The sequence below is a fragment of the Luteimonas sp. 9C genome (assembly GCF_902506295.1).
In the GTDB taxonomy this organism is placed as follows: Bacteria; Pseudomonadota; Gammaproteobacteria; order Xanthomonadales; family Xanthomonadaceae; genus Luteimonas.
Map to the genome: position 1 here is coordinate 1,267,586 of NZ_LR733312.1, position 11,984 is coordinate 1,279,569.

Here is an 11,984-nt window from a genome sequence, read left to right on the forward strand (position 1 = left end):
ACGCCACGCGCGCTGCGCGTGGCCGGACGGGCGCACTCTGCAAGTTCGCAGTTGACCCAAGCTCCCAATCGCACATCGTCGCCATTCTTCCAGGTGCCCCGCCATGCCCAACCAACTCAACGACCACATCGTCAAGAGCTACGACGACGAACGCAGCCGGCTGACGCAGGAAATCCTGCGGATGGGCGAGATGGCCGCCGCGCAGCTGGAATCGGCGCTGGACGTCGTGGAGCGCCGCGACGACAAGGCCGCCGAACGCATCATCGCCAACGACGAGGCGATCGACGCGCTCGAGCACGAAGTCAGCCAGGACGTCATGAAGCTGGCGCTGCGTGGCCCGATGGCCCGCGACCTGCGCGAGATCCTCTCGGCCCTGCGCATCGCCGCCGACATCGAACGCATCGGCGACTACGCCGCGAACGTGGCGAAGCGCTCGACCGCGCTGAACCTCGCACCGCCCCTGCCCTACACGCGCGGCCTGACCGTGCTGGGCCAGCTCGCCGTGCGTCAGGTGCGCGAGGTGCTGGTCGCGTTCCGCGACAACGACCCGGACGCCGCGCAACGCGTGCGCGCGCAGGATGCGGAGATCGACACGGTCTACACCAGCCTGTTCCGCGAACTGCTGACCTACATGATGGAAGATCCGCGCGCGATCACCCCGAGCACGCATCTGCTCTTCATGGCCAAGAACATCGAGCGCATCGGCGACCACGCGACCAACATCGCCGAGAACATCTGGTTCATGGTCCGCGGCGACGAGCCCCTGCCGCCGCGCGACAAGCGGGACTTCACCAATACGGTGACCTGATCGGGATGCGTTGCGCCGTGTCGTCCGCGACGCGGACGGACGCCGGTCTGTGCCGCCTGGTCGACGCGCTCCACCTGCAGCGGTGGTCGATCCACGGGATGGCGGGCGCGGAGACGCGCGATGGCGCCGCGTGGCATTCGCTGCGCTGCGACTGCACACACCCTCGCCCGACGCGCCGCGTGCGTCGACCCCGGAGCGAGTCCCAAGCAGGCGCTCTCCCGGAGCGAGAGGGCTGGCTCCGCGGCCTCGCCGCGTAGCGCTTGAGCCTGCAGGCTTCCCGGGCCGCTCGCAGGATTGCGCCCCGCTTACTCGATCTGCGGCGTCTGACCGCACGCCCGTGCGTCGACGACAGGCCGTCGGCGCACGTCCAGGCGCCTCGGGCACCCGGCCGGATTCCCCCGCTCTGCTAGGCTTGCACGCATGAGTGAAGCCGCAGTACCCGCCCCCGCATCGGCCGCCGATGCCGCGCCGTCCCAGATTCCCATGTCCCGACGCTTCCGCGGCTTCCTGCCGGTGGTCGTCGATGTCGAAACCGGCGGTTTCGAGTCGCGCCGCCATGCGCTGCTGGAAATCGCCGCGATCCCGCTCAATCTCGACGATGAGGGCAATCTGGTCCCGGGTGCGTCCGTCCACACGCACGTCGAGCCCGCCGACGGCACGCACATCGATCCACAGTCGCTCGAAGTGACCGGCATCGACATCCACCATCCGTTCCGGTTCGCAAAGCCCGAGCGCGAAGCGCTGGAGCACATCTTCAACCACGTGCGCAACGCCGTGCGCCACCACGAATGCCAGCGCGCGATCCTGGTCGGCCACAACGCGCATTTCGATCTCGGCTTCATCAACGCCGCGGTCGCGCGCACCCAGCACAAGCGCAACCCGTTCCATCCCTTCAGCGTGTTCGACACCGTGACGCTCGCCGGCGTCGCCTACGGGCAGACCGTGCTCGCCCGCGCGGTGCAGGCCGCGGGGCTGCAGTGGGACCAGACGCAGGCGCACTCCGCGCTGTACGACACCACGCTGACCGCGCAGCTGTTCTGCCGCATCGCCAATGCGTGGCCGAAGATGCAGGCGCCGGCCACGAGCGCCGACTGAAGCGACGCGACGCTCAGCCCGCCGCGCGACGCAGGGTGATCACCGTGATCTCGGACGGCACGCCGATCCGGGTCGCGAAGCCCGGCCACAGACCGGCGCCGTTGCTGACGTAGAGCTGCATGCCCTCGACGGGATACAGACCGGAGACGAAGCCGCCGTTCGCGCGCGCCACCAGCCGGTCCATGCCGACGATGTGCCCGCCGTGGGTGTGGCCCGACAGCTGCAGCACGACGCCGCGCCGCGCGTTGCCGCGCGCTTCGACCGGGCGATGGTCGAGCAGGACGACCGGCGCCTGCGGATCGGCGCCTGCGAGCGCGGCGTCGAGATCGGGCATCGCCTGCCCGTAACGCTCGGCGACCGGATCGGTGACGCCCGCGATGGTCAGCGCAGCGCCGTCGCGTTCCACGCGGACGTGCGTGTTCTCCAGCACGGCCATGCCCATCGCGCGGAAGGCGGCCATCCAGTCGCGGTAGTCGCCGTAGTACTCGTGGTTGCCGGTGATCGCGACGACGCCGTCTGGCGCACGCAGGTCCGCCAGCGGACGCACGTCGTCGGCGCGCGCAGTCACGCTGCCGTCGACGAGATCACCGGTGATGACGATCAGATCGGGCCGTTGCGCATTGGATTCCGCGACCACGCCCGCGACCCAGTCGCCGGTGAGCAGACGGCTGGCATGGATGTCGGTCAGCTGCAGCACGCGGTAGCCGTCGAACGCCGGCGGCAGATCTGCGGTGGCCACGTCGATCTGCCGCACCTGCGGCACGACCATCGCCTGCCACGTGCCATAGGCCGACAACAGCAGTGCGAGCAGCGCCGCGCCCGGCCGCAGCCAGGGGCCGCGCAGGCGCGCGAGCGCCCCGCGGCGACGCAAGGCCCAGGCCGCCAGCGTCGCCGCATCCAGCACCAGCACGCAGGCGGCCGTCAGCAGCAACGCGATGAAGCCCGTGCCGAGCGCGGCGAGCACCAGCTTCGGCAGCTCCGGCGACGCCATGCTGCCGGCGAAGCGCGCCACGATGCGATGGTGCAGCGCCAGTCCGTAGACCAGCATCGCCAGTCCGCCGCGTACGGGCCATGGCAGACGCAGCGGCAGCACCACACGCAGGACCAGATAGGACGCAAGCACGATCGCGACGACACTCAGCACAGGCGATTCCGTAGACGTGGACAGGCCGTCCGTGCATGACGGACCGACGTGGGGCGGCCATGGTCGACGATGCGGATGACCCGCGCCAGCGTTGCCTGCACCGGCGTCCGGGTCGGCCACGGAACGATGCGTTTCGCATCCGCGCGAGGGCGTCCGCGCAACGGGCGAGGCAACGGGTGATCAGCTCGCGAGCTTCAAGCCGATGATGCCGGCGACGATCAGGCCGAGACTGATCAGCCGCGCGGGACTCGCGGCATCGCCCATCAGCACGATGCCAAGGATCACCGTGCCGACGGCGCCGATCCCGACCCAGATCGCATACGCCGTTCCGACCGGCAGGTCGCGCATTGCGACGCCCAGCAGGCCGACACTGATCGCCATCGCGGCAACCGTGCCGACCGTAGGCCAGAGCTTCGTGAAGCCTTCGGTGTATTTCAGACCGACCGCCCAGCCGATTTCGAACAGGCCGGCGAGCACGAGAATGATCCAGGACATGGGAATGCCTCCATCGTTGCGATGGGGCCGTCCCCGGATGTGGCGTGGACTGGCGGGGTCGTCCCCGCTGCCTGGTGTGCAGGCAGTATCGCCGCTACGCAGTGCGCCGGAATGAGCGGGGTGTAACCCGCGCGCGCCGGAGCCGGCGCGGCGGCTGCGCTACCTGAGTGTCCCGGCGGATGCACGCCCGCGCGCGCCGAGCGCCCGGACGATTCCGAACAGGCTGATCGCGATCCACGCCAGCTGCATGATCATCACCGACATGCTGAAGGTGCCGTACAACGACACCGCCATGCCGATCGCGCCGAACAGGTTCAGCAGCAGATACGGCAGGCCGGCGCCGGAGAAGCGCGTGACCTGCAGCAGGAAGTACGCGAGTACGACGAGACACGCACCGACGATGCCGCACCACTGGTGCCATTGCAGATCCATCGCGTCCTCCGAAATCGGGAATTCCGGCGCATCTTCCACCGATGGCCGCGTGGCGGCAAGCCGGAGGCTCAGCCCAGGCGCTGGCGCACGGCCTCGAACAGGGTGACGCCGGCGGCGACCGAGACGTTGAGGCTTTCGACGCCGCCCAGCGCGTCGCCGCCCGGCATCGGAATGGTCACCAGACCGTCGCAGTGCTCGCGGGTCAGGCGACGCAGGCCGTCGGCCTCACCGCCCAGCACCAGCGCCACGTTGCCGCGCAGGTCGGTCGCGTACAGCGTCGCGGTGGCCTCGCCGGCCAGGCCGTAGATCCACACGCCGAGCTTCTGCAGATCGCGCAGCGTGCGCGAGAGATTCGTCACCCGCACCACCGGCACGCTGTCGGCGGCGCCGGCCGAGGTCTTGCGCACGGTCGCGTTGACCTGCACCGCCTTGTCCTTGGGAATCACCACCGCAGTCACGCCCGCAGCGGCGGCGCTACGCAGGCAGGCGCCGAGGTTGTGCGGGTCCTGCACGCCGTCGAGCACCAGCAGCAATGCCTTGCCTTCGGCGCCCTCGACCAGGCCTTCGAGCTCGTTCTCGTCCCAGGTCTTCGCCGCCGCGTAGCGCGCCACCGCGCCCTGGTGCCGCAGGCCACCGGCGACGCCGTCGAGCGCCTGCTGGTTGACCCGGCGCACGTCGATGTCGCGGCGGCGCGCGGCCGATTCGATCTCGACGATGCGCGGATTCTTCGCGCCCGCTTCCAGCAGCACCTCGCGCACGTTCTCGGCGTCGTGTTCGACGGCCGCGGCCACGGCATTGATGCCGACGATCCACTGGTTCTGCTTGCTGGTCATGAGGCGGTGACTTCGAAAATGGGGACACAGGTGACTGGATACGTCTGCGGGGCCGGCACCTGCGCACCGGCCCCGCATCGGGTGCCCATTCTAGCGAACGGGCCGCTCAGTAAGGCTTCTTCTCGCGCTTGGCCGGCTTGCCGCGCGGCGGCGGCGGCTTGGGACCCCCCTGCACCGCCGCGTCGGGATCGACGAGACGGAAATCGATCTTGCGATCTTCCAGGCTGGCCTTGAGCACGATGATCCGCACCCGGTCGCCGAGGCGGTACTCGCGCCCGGCACGCTGGCCGCTGAGCATCCGGCGGATCGGGTCGAAGCTGTAGAAGTCGTTCGGCAGCTGGGTCACGTGGACCAGGCCGTTGACCTTCGACTGGTCGAGTTCGACGAACAGGCCGAAGCTGGTCACGCCACTGATCACGCCGTCGAACTGGCCGCCGACGTGCTGTTCCATCCAGGCGGCGCGGTAGCGCTCGTCGACCTCGCGCTCTGCTTCGTCGGCACGACGCGCCCGCTCGGAACACTGCAGCGACAGGCTTTCCATCAGCCGCGGCGTGTACATGAACTTCGCCAGCGGCTGACCCGACAGCACGTGCTTGATCGCGCGGTGCACCAGCAGATCGGGGTAGCGGCGGATCGGCGAGGTGAAGTGCGCATACGACGCTAGTGCCAAGCCGAAGTGCCCGATGTTCTCCGGCGTATAGACCGCCTGGCTCTGGCTGCGCAGCAGCACCGATTCGAGCAGTGTCGCGTCGGGGCGCTCGCGGATTTTCTTCAGCAGGACGGTGAAGTCCTTGGGCTGCACCTTCGACCACGGCGGCAGGCGCAGCGAGAATTCCTTGAGGAACTCCAGCAGATCGGCGTACTTGGCCTCCGGCGGCTTGTCGTGCACGCGGTACGGCGCGGAGATGCCGGCCTCGAGCAGGAAGCGCGCGGCCTCGACGTTCGCCGCGATCATGCACTCCTCGATCAGCTTGTGCGCATCGTTGCGCTGGAGCATGCCGGCCTGGGTGACTTCGCCGGTGTTGTCGAGCACGAAGCGCACTTCGGACGATTCGAATTCGATCGCGCCGCGCTTGGCCCGCGCCTTGGCGAGCACCGCATAGAGCTGGTGCAGGCGCTCGACCTGCGGCAGCACCGGCCTGATCGCGGCGCGCGTGTCCTCGTCCAGCTCGCCGACCGCCTTCCACACCTGGGTGTAGGTCAGGCGCGCGTGCGAATGCATCACCGCTTCGTAGAACTTCGATTCCGACACCGTGCCGTCGCGCATCACCTGCATGTCGCAGACGAAGCACATCCGGTCCACTTTCGGCTTCAGCGAGCAGATGCCGTTCGACAGCGTCTCGGGCAGCATCGGCACGACGAAACCCGGGAAATACACGCTGGTCGCGCGCAGCTGGGCTTCGTCGTCGAGCGGCGTGCCGGGACGCACGTAGTTCGACACGTCGGCGATCGCGACCACGAGGCGGAAGCCGTCGCGGTTCGGTTCGCAGTACACGGCGTCGTCGAAATCCTTGGCGTCCTCGCCGTCGATCGTCACAAGGGGGAGCGTGCGCAGGTCGACGCGGCCGCCGATCATGCGGTCTTCCACGTCCACCGGCACCGCGGCGGCTTCGTCGAGCACCGCCTGCGAGAACTCGTGCGGCAGGTTGTGGCCGTGGATCGCGGCCTCGACCACCAGCGACGGCTTGAGCACGTCGCCGAGCACGGTCAGCACGCGGCCGATCGGCGGACGGTGCGCATCGCCCGGCGCGGTGATCTCGCAGACCACCAGCTGGCCGTGCTGCGCGTCCTGGCGCGCATCACCCGGAATCTGGATGTTGCGCTGGATGCGCTTGTCGTCGGGCACCACGTAGCTGATGCCGTGCTCGATGGAGAAGCGGCCCATCAGGCGCGTGGTGCGGCGCTCGAGGACTTCGACGACGACGCCGGCGCGGCGGCCGCGTGCGTCGACATTGGTCAGGCTGGCCAGCACGCGGTCGCCGTGCATGACCTTGCGCATCTCGGCCGGCGGCAGGAACAGATCCTCGCCCGCGCCCGAATCCGGCCGCAGGAAGCCGAAGCCTTCCGGATTGGCGATCACCGTGCCCGGAATCAGATCCATGCGCTTGGCCGGCACCAGGCCGCCGCGACGGTTCTGCAGCAGCTGGCCCTCGCGCAACATCGCCGCGACCCGCTTGCCGAGTGCATCGGCGCGATCGGGCTCGGTGAGCGCGAGCTTGTGCGCGAGCTCGTCGAGCGTCATCGGGCCGTCGGCGTCGACCAGCAGCTGCAGGATCGCTTCGCGGCTCGCGATCGGATTCGCGTAGCGCGCCGCCTCGCGGTTCGCATGGGGATCTTCGAAACGCCCCCCACGCGCAGCGGGCGGTCGATCCGACGATGCCGGCTTCGTCGGCCCGCCGGTCCGCAGTGCACGCTGCAGGCCCGGATCGGGCATCCAGGGTGGCAGGGCGTCCTTGCGGTCACTGTGCGATTTGGGGCGGGCCGGACCGGAGGCGCCGCGCTTGCCGGCCCCCTGCGATGCGGGCCCGGGCGTACCGCGGCGGCTGCCGCGCTTGCTGGGAGGTTTAGCCATTGCCGCGATGGTACAGGCTCGCCCGCGAGGCCGCCGTCGATGCGCTGCCGGCGCCGCCCGCACGGCGATCGAGAATCCCGTTGACAAGCGCGGGGGGCATCGACAACATACGCGCCCTGACCTGCCCGGGTGGCGGAATTGGTAGACGCACTAGCTTCAGGTGCTAGCGGGGGCAACTCCGTGGAGGTTCGAGTCCTCTCCCGGGCACCAAGGTCATCACAGCCTTACCAGCCGTGAACATCAAACCCGCAATCGCGGGTTTTTTTGTGCCCGCCGTTCCTTCGAAGGTGGACGCGACAGCGCCGTCGCATGCTGCGATGCTGGACGCCTGCTCCCGGCGCCGGTCGCCGGGGCCGTTGCCCGCGGAGCGCTGCATGGACTACCAGACGTTCAAGATGCTGCACATCCTGGCCGCGGCCACCTGGCTCACCGGCATGGTCGGAAGCGGCATCGCGATGGCACTGCACGACGTGCTCGATTCACCCAATGCCCGTTCGCTGCTCGCGAGTCTGCGCAGCTGGAACCGCTGGGTCACCACGCCCGCGCTGCTGGCGGCCATGGGCGCGGGCCTCACCATCGCGCTGCAGGCCGGCTGGCTGGCGATGTCCTGGTTGCGCGTCAAATTGCTGCTGGTGCTGGCGCTGGTCCTGCTGCACGGCTGGCTCAGCCACATGCTGCGGCAGCTGACGATCCAGCACCCACCACCCCGCCCACCGCTCGTGTTGCGCTTCGCTGCGCCGGCGACGTGCCTGCTCGGGCTGTGCATCGGCATGCTGGCGCTGACCAAGCACTTCTGACGCGCGCGGACGTGCACGTGTCCGTTCGACATCCGCTGCATTGACAGCCGTGTCGCCGCACCGCAGAATTGCCGCCCTGACCTGCCCGGGTGGCGGAATTGGTAGACGCACTAGCTTCAGGTGCTAGCGGGGGCAACTCCGTGGAGGTTCGAGTCCTCTCCCGGGCACCAAGGTCATCACAGCCTTACCAGCCGTGAACATCAAACCCGCAATCGCGGGTTTTTTTGTGCCTGTCGGTTGTGCCTGTCGGTTGTGCCGGCGCCGTCCGCGAGCCGATGTATGACGGCGGGGAAATCCCCTGCGACGCGCACAGCCCGCACGCGACCGGTCAATCGCGTCCGCGGTTGCCCGGGTTGTCCGGCGTGCCTTCGCCGCTGCGTCGCGTCGGATTGCCTTCAAGCGCACCGGGCATCGATTCCGGATCGTTGCGCTGATCCTGATCGCGCTTCTCGGACGATTCGCCAGGCGTTTTCGGGCCGTCGGGCGTGCGCGCCTGTTCCAGCGGGCCACGCGTGGTGTCGGGGGTGTGAGCCTGGCGCATCGTCGCCTCCTCGGTGGGTGGTGACAGTCTGCGCAGCCGGGCGACGTCGACGCGTGACGTCCCACGCCTGCCCCCCCAGCCGTGGACGCGACGACGACCAGCCGAACCGGCTCAGTCTCCGCGCGCCGTCTCCCGGCGCTGCTCGCGCACCTCGAACCACATGCCGTTGAGGATCGCGAACGTCGCCGCGAGACCGATGCCGAGGATCCAGGCGAAGTACCACATGGTGTCGCTCCTTGGGTGCGCGCTCAGTAGGCGTTGGGGGTGTCGGCGATGCGGGCGTCGGTGACCTTGCCGCGCAGCACGCGGTAGACCCACGCGGTGTAGAGCAGCACCAGCGGCAGGAACACACTGGTGGCCAGCAACATGATCCACAGCGTCAGCCGGCTGCTCGATGCATCCCACAGCGTGAGCCCGTGGTCGGGCACGCTCGACGAAGGCAGCAGGAACGGGAAGACCGCGAAGCCCACCGTCAGGATCACGCTGGCGATCGAGACGCCCGAGGCGACGAACGCCAGACCGCCGCGGCGTCGCCGCAGCCACACCGACGACGCAAGCGCCCCCAGCACGCCGAGCAGCGGCGCGAGCATCGTCAGCGGCATGTGGCGGTAGTTGTCCATCCACGCACCGGGCGCCGTGCCGACGGACTTGTGCAGCGGATTCGACGCCAGCGCGGTGTCGACCACGGACGCCACGCGGAAGCCCGCGATGCCCGTCGCGATCCACACGCCGGCCGCGACGAACAGCACCGCGGCGATCACGCCTGCAAGGCTGCCGTAGCGCGCCGCGCGCTTGGCGATGGGGCCGTCCGTCTTGATCACCAGCATCGCCGCGCCGTGCGCCACGAGCAGGCTCAGGCTGAGCAGACCGGCCAGCAGCGCGAAGGGGCCGAGCAGGTCGAAGAAGCCGCCGGTGTACACCGCGCGCAGCTCAGGCGTGAAATGGAACGGCACGCCCAGCAGCACGTTGCCGACCGCGACGCCGAAGACCAGCGCCGGCACCGCGCCGCCGACGCACAGTGCCCAGTCCCAGGTCTCGCGCCAGCGCGGGTCGTCCACCTTGCCGCGGAACTTGAAGCCGACCGGCCGCAGGATCAGCGCGAACAGGATCAGGAACATCGCCAGGTAGAAGCCGGAAAAACTCACCGCGTACAGCGGCGGAAACGCCGCGAAGATCGCCCCGCCGCCGAGGATCAGCCAGACCTGGTTGCCCTCCCAGACGGGGCCGATGGTGTTGACGACGATGCGACGTTCCGCATCGGTCCTGGCGACGAACGGCAACAGCGCGCCGACGCCCAGATCGAAGCCGTCCATCACCGCGAAGCCGATCAGCAAAACGCCCAGCAGCAACCACCAGATCAGGCGCAGCGTGGCGTAGTCGAGCGGAATGAAGTCCATGGGAAATCCTCGGGAAACGTGGGTGCGTCAGGCGCGCGCGGCAGGTGCGGGATCGAGCGCATCGAGCGCGCGACCATCGAGGTCCGGGGCGATGTCGTCGATCGCGGCCGGCGCGTCGTCGCCGGCCGGCGGCGCCAGCACGTCGGGCCCCTTGCCGATCGCCTTGAGCATCAGCTTCGCGGCGACGATCGCCAGGCCCGTGTAGACGATCACGAAGCCTGCCAGCGAGATCAGGATGTCCTTGAGCGCGATGCCGGAGGCGGCATAGAACGTCGGCAGCACACCTTCGACGGCCCAGGGCTGACGACCGTATTCGGCGACGAACCAGCCGCATTCGATCGCGATCCACGGCAGCGGCAGGCTCCACAGCGCGATCCACAGGAACCGCCTGCTCTCCTCGATGCGGCTGCGCGTGACCATCCAGAACGCGAACGCGAAGAACCCGATCAGGTAGAACCCGATGCCGGCCATGACGCGGAACGTCCAGAACAGCGGCGCGACCCGCGGCACGGTGTCGAGCGCGGCCTGGGAAATCTCCTGCTCGGTGGCGTTGACGATGTCGTCGCGATAGCGCTTGAGCAGCAGCGCGTGGCCCAGGTCGCTCCAGTGCGCGTCGAAGGCCGCACGCGCGGCGGCGTCGGTCCGGTCCGCGCGCAGGCGTTCCAGCGCGGCGTAGGCCAGCTGGCCGCCGCGGATGCGGTGCTCGGCGCGCTCGACCAGTTCGAGGATGCCGGGGATCTCGCCGTCGAGCGATCGCGTCGCGATCAGGCCCATCAGCCACGGAATCTTGAGTTCGAAGCGGTTGTGCTGGCCCGCCTGGTTCGGCAAGCCGATCACCGTGAAGCCGGCCGGCGCGGGCTCGGTGTGCCACATCGCCTCGATCGCGGCGAGCTTCATCTTCTGGTGCTCGGTGGCCGCGTAGCCGCTCTCGTCGCCGAGCACCACGACGCTCAGCGCAGACGCCAGGCCGAAGCTTGCGGCGACCGCGATCGAGCGCCGCGCGATGTCCTTGTGTCTGCCGCGCAGCAGATAGAACGCGCTGACCGACATCACGAAGATCGCGCCGGTCACGTAGCCGGCCGACACCGTGTGCACGAACTTGGCCTGGGCGACCGGGTTGAAGATCACCGCCATGAAGTCGGTGATTTCCATGCGCATCGTGTCCGGATTGAACACCGCGCCGACCGGGTTCTGCATCCAGCCGTTGGCGACGAGGATCCACAGCGCCGAGAAGTTCGCACCCAGCGCGACCAGCCAGGTGATCGCCAGGTGCTGCAGCTTCGACAGGCGGTTCCAGCCGAAGAAGAACAGGCCGATGAAGGTCGCCTCGAGGAAGAACGCCATCAGCCCCTCGATCGCCAGCGGCGCGCCGAAGATGTCGCCGACGTAGTGGCTGTAGTAGGCCCAGTTCATGCCGAACTGGAATTCCATGACGATGCCCGTCGCCACGCCCATCGCGAAGTTGATGCCGAACAGCACGCCCCAGAACAGCGTCATCCGCCGCCAGACGTCGCGTCCGGTCATCACGTAGACGCTCTCCATGATCGCCATCAGGAACGAGAGCCCGAGGGTCAGCGGCACGAACAGGAAGTGGTACATCGCGGTCAGCGCGAACTGCAGGCGGGAGAGCTCGACGACGGTCGTGTCGATCATGGAAGGCGGCCGGAGCGGGTCATGCGCGCAGCCTGCGCCGCGGCCGGCGGGCGGGCATTGATCTGGATCAATGCGGAACGGCTCCTTCCCCCGCACGCGGGGGAAGGTCGGGATGGGGGCGAAGGGTCAGGTCGCCGGCAAGCTTTCGTACGACGCGACGTCCAGGCCTGACAAGTTCGCTGCGGCGCTCACGAGATTCCCCCACCCCACCCTCCCC

Annotated in this window: 12 protein-coding genes and 2 tRNA genes; 5 read left to right on the plus strand and 9 right to left on the minus strand. The window is 68.9% G+C overall.

The window, feature by feature from the left end; genetic code table 11:
* Positions 1–103: 103 nt before the first annotated feature.
* Positions 104–808 carry a phosphate signaling complex protein PhoU gene (gene phoU, locus CURTO8I2_RS05660; RefSeq protein WP_159679400.1) on the plus strand — a complete coding sequence of 235 codons (705 nt, stop codon included), beginning with the start codon at positions 104–106 and terminating at the stop codon, positions 806–808.
* 420 nt (positions 809–1,228) lie between these two features.
* Positions 1,229–1,903 (plus strand): ribonuclease T, encoded by a 675-nt coding sequence (rnt, locus tag CURTO8I2_RS05665; RefSeq protein WP_159679402.1) that lies wholly within the window; start codon positions 1,229–1,231, stop codon positions 1,901–1,903.
* Between the two features lie 13 nt (positions 1,904–1,916).
* Here rnt and CURTO8I2_RS05670 read toward each other — a convergent pair whose 3' ends face one another.
* From CURTO8I2_RS05670 to rnr, 5 genes are all read right to left on the minus strand, one after another.
* Positions 1,917–3,047: a metallophosphoesterase gene (locus CURTO8I2_RS05670; RefSeq protein ID WP_159679403.1), complete on the minus strand. Its 1,131-nt coding sequence runs from the start codon at positions 3,045–3,047 to the stop codon at positions 1,917–1,919.
* Positions 3,048–3,227: 180 nt separating this feature from the next.
* Complete coding sequence (gene sugE / locus CURTO8I2_RS05675; protein WP_159679405.1) at positions 3,228–3,542, minus strand: quaternary ammonium compound efflux SMR transporter SugE; 315 nt, start codon at positions 3,540–3,542, stop codon at positions 3,228–3,230.
* A gap of 159 nt (positions 3,543–3,701) precedes the next feature.
* Positions 3,702–3,974 carry a hypothetical protein gene (locus CURTO8I2_RS05680; protein WP_159679407.1) on the minus strand — a complete coding sequence of 91 codons (273 nt, stop codon included), beginning with the start codon at positions 3,972–3,974 and terminating at the stop codon, positions 3,702–3,704.
* A gap of 68 nt (positions 3,975–4,042) precedes the next feature.
* A complete protein-coding gene (gene rlmB, locus CURTO8I2_RS05685) occupies positions 4,043–4,807 on the minus strand; it encodes a 23S rRNA (guanosine(2251)-2'-O)-methyltransferase RlmB (protein ID WP_159679408.1) in 765 nt (254 codons plus the stop codon).
* Between the two features lie 106 nt (positions 4,808–4,913).
* On the minus strand, positions 4,914–7,379 hold the full coding sequence (gene rnr, locus CURTO8I2_RS05690; protein ID WP_159679410.1) for a ribonuclease R: 2,466 nt from the start codon (positions 7,377–7,379) through the stop codon (positions 4,914–4,916).
* Between the two features lie 123 nt (positions 7,380–7,502).
* Here rnr and CURTO8I2_RS05695 point away from each other — a divergent pair.
* The 3 genes from CURTO8I2_RS05695 to CURTO8I2_RS05705 all read left to right on the plus strand — a co-directional run bounded on the left by CURTO8I2_RS05695 (position 7,503) and on the right by CURTO8I2_RS05705 (position 8,346).
* A tRNA-Leu gene (locus CURTO8I2_RS05695) sits at positions 7,503–7,589 on the plus strand.
* A 164-nt stretch (positions 7,590–7,753) separates the two neighbouring features.
* A complete protein-coding gene (locus tag CURTO8I2_RS05700; protein WP_159679411.1) occupies positions 7,754–8,176 on the plus strand; it encodes a CopD family protein in 423 nt (140 codons plus the stop codon).
* Positions 8,177–8,259: 83 nt separating this feature from the next.
* A tRNA-Leu gene (locus CURTO8I2_RS05705) sits at positions 8,260–8,346 on the plus strand.
* 158 nt (positions 8,347–8,504) lie between these two features.
* Here CURTO8I2_RS05705 and CURTO8I2_RS05710 read toward each other — a convergent pair.
* From CURTO8I2_RS05710 to CURTO8I2_RS05725, 4 genes are all read right to left on the minus strand, one after another.
* A complete protein-coding gene (locus tag CURTO8I2_RS05710) occupies positions 8,505–8,717 on the minus strand; it encodes a hypothetical protein (protein ID WP_159679413.1) in 213 nt (70 codons plus the stop codon).
* 111 nt (positions 8,718–8,828) lie between these two features.
* A complete protein-coding gene (cydX, locus tag CURTO8I2_RS05715; protein ID WP_159679414.1) occupies positions 8,829–8,942 on the minus strand; it encodes a cytochrome bd-I oxidase subunit CydX in 114 nt (37 codons plus the stop codon).
* 23 nt (positions 8,943–8,965) lie between these two features.
* Entirely contained in the window at positions 8,966–10,114 is a 1,149-nt protein-coding gene (gene cydB / locus CURTO8I2_RS05720) for a cytochrome d ubiquinol oxidase subunit II (RefSeq protein WP_159679416.1), read from the minus strand.
* A 27-nt stretch (positions 10,115–10,141) separates the two neighbouring features.
* A complete protein-coding gene (locus tag CURTO8I2_RS05725; RefSeq protein ID WP_159679417.1) occupies positions 10,142–11,767 on the minus strand; it encodes a cytochrome ubiquinol oxidase subunit I in 1,626 nt (541 codons plus the stop codon).
* Between the last annotated feature and the right edge of the window lie 217 nt (positions 11,768–11,984).

Excerpts from the sequence above, each read along its gene's own strand:
- phoU (WP_159679400.1), top strand. The coding sequence starts at position 104 with ATGCCCAACCAACTCAACGACCACATCGTCAAGAGCTACGACGACGAA.
- rnt (WP_159679402.1), top strand. The coding sequence starts at position 1,229 with ATGAGTGAAGCCGCAGTACCCGCCCCCGCATCGGCCGCCGATGCCGCG.
- sugE (WP_159679405.1), bottom strand. The coding sequence starts at position 3,542 with ATGTCCTGGATCATTCTCGTGCTCGCCGGCCTGTTCGAAATCGGCTGG.
- CURTO8I2_RS05680 (WP_159679407.1), bottom strand. The coding sequence starts at position 3,974 with ATGGATCTGCAATGGCACCAGTGGTGCGGCATCGTCGGTGCGTGTCTC.
- rlmB (WP_159679408.1), bottom strand. The coding sequence starts at position 4,807 with ATGACCAGCAAGCAGAACCAGTGGATCGTCGGCATCAATGCCGTGGCC.
- rnr (WP_159679410.1), bottom strand. The coding sequence starts at position 7,379 with ATGGCTAAACCTCCCAGCAAGCGCGGCAGCCGCCGCGGTACGCCCGGG.
- CURTO8I2_RS05700 (WP_159679411.1), top strand. The coding sequence starts at position 7,754 with ATGGACTACCAGACGTTCAAGATGCTGCACATCCTGGCCGCGGCCACC.
- CURTO8I2_RS05710 (WP_159679413.1), bottom strand. The coding sequence starts at position 8,717 with ATGCGCCAGGCTCACACCCCCGACACCACGCGTGGCCCGCTGGAACAG.
- cydX (WP_159679414.1), bottom strand. The coding sequence starts at position 8,942 with ATGTGGTACTTCGCCTGGATCCTCGGCATCGGTCTCGCGGCGACGTTC.
- cydB (WP_159679416.1), bottom strand. The coding sequence starts at position 10,114 with ATGGACTTCATTCCGCTCGACTACGCCACGCTGCGCCTGATCTGGTGG.
- CURTO8I2_RS05725 (WP_159679417.1), bottom strand. The coding sequence starts at position 11,767 with ATGATCGACACGACCGTCGTCGAGCTCTCCCGCCTGCAGTTCGCGCTG.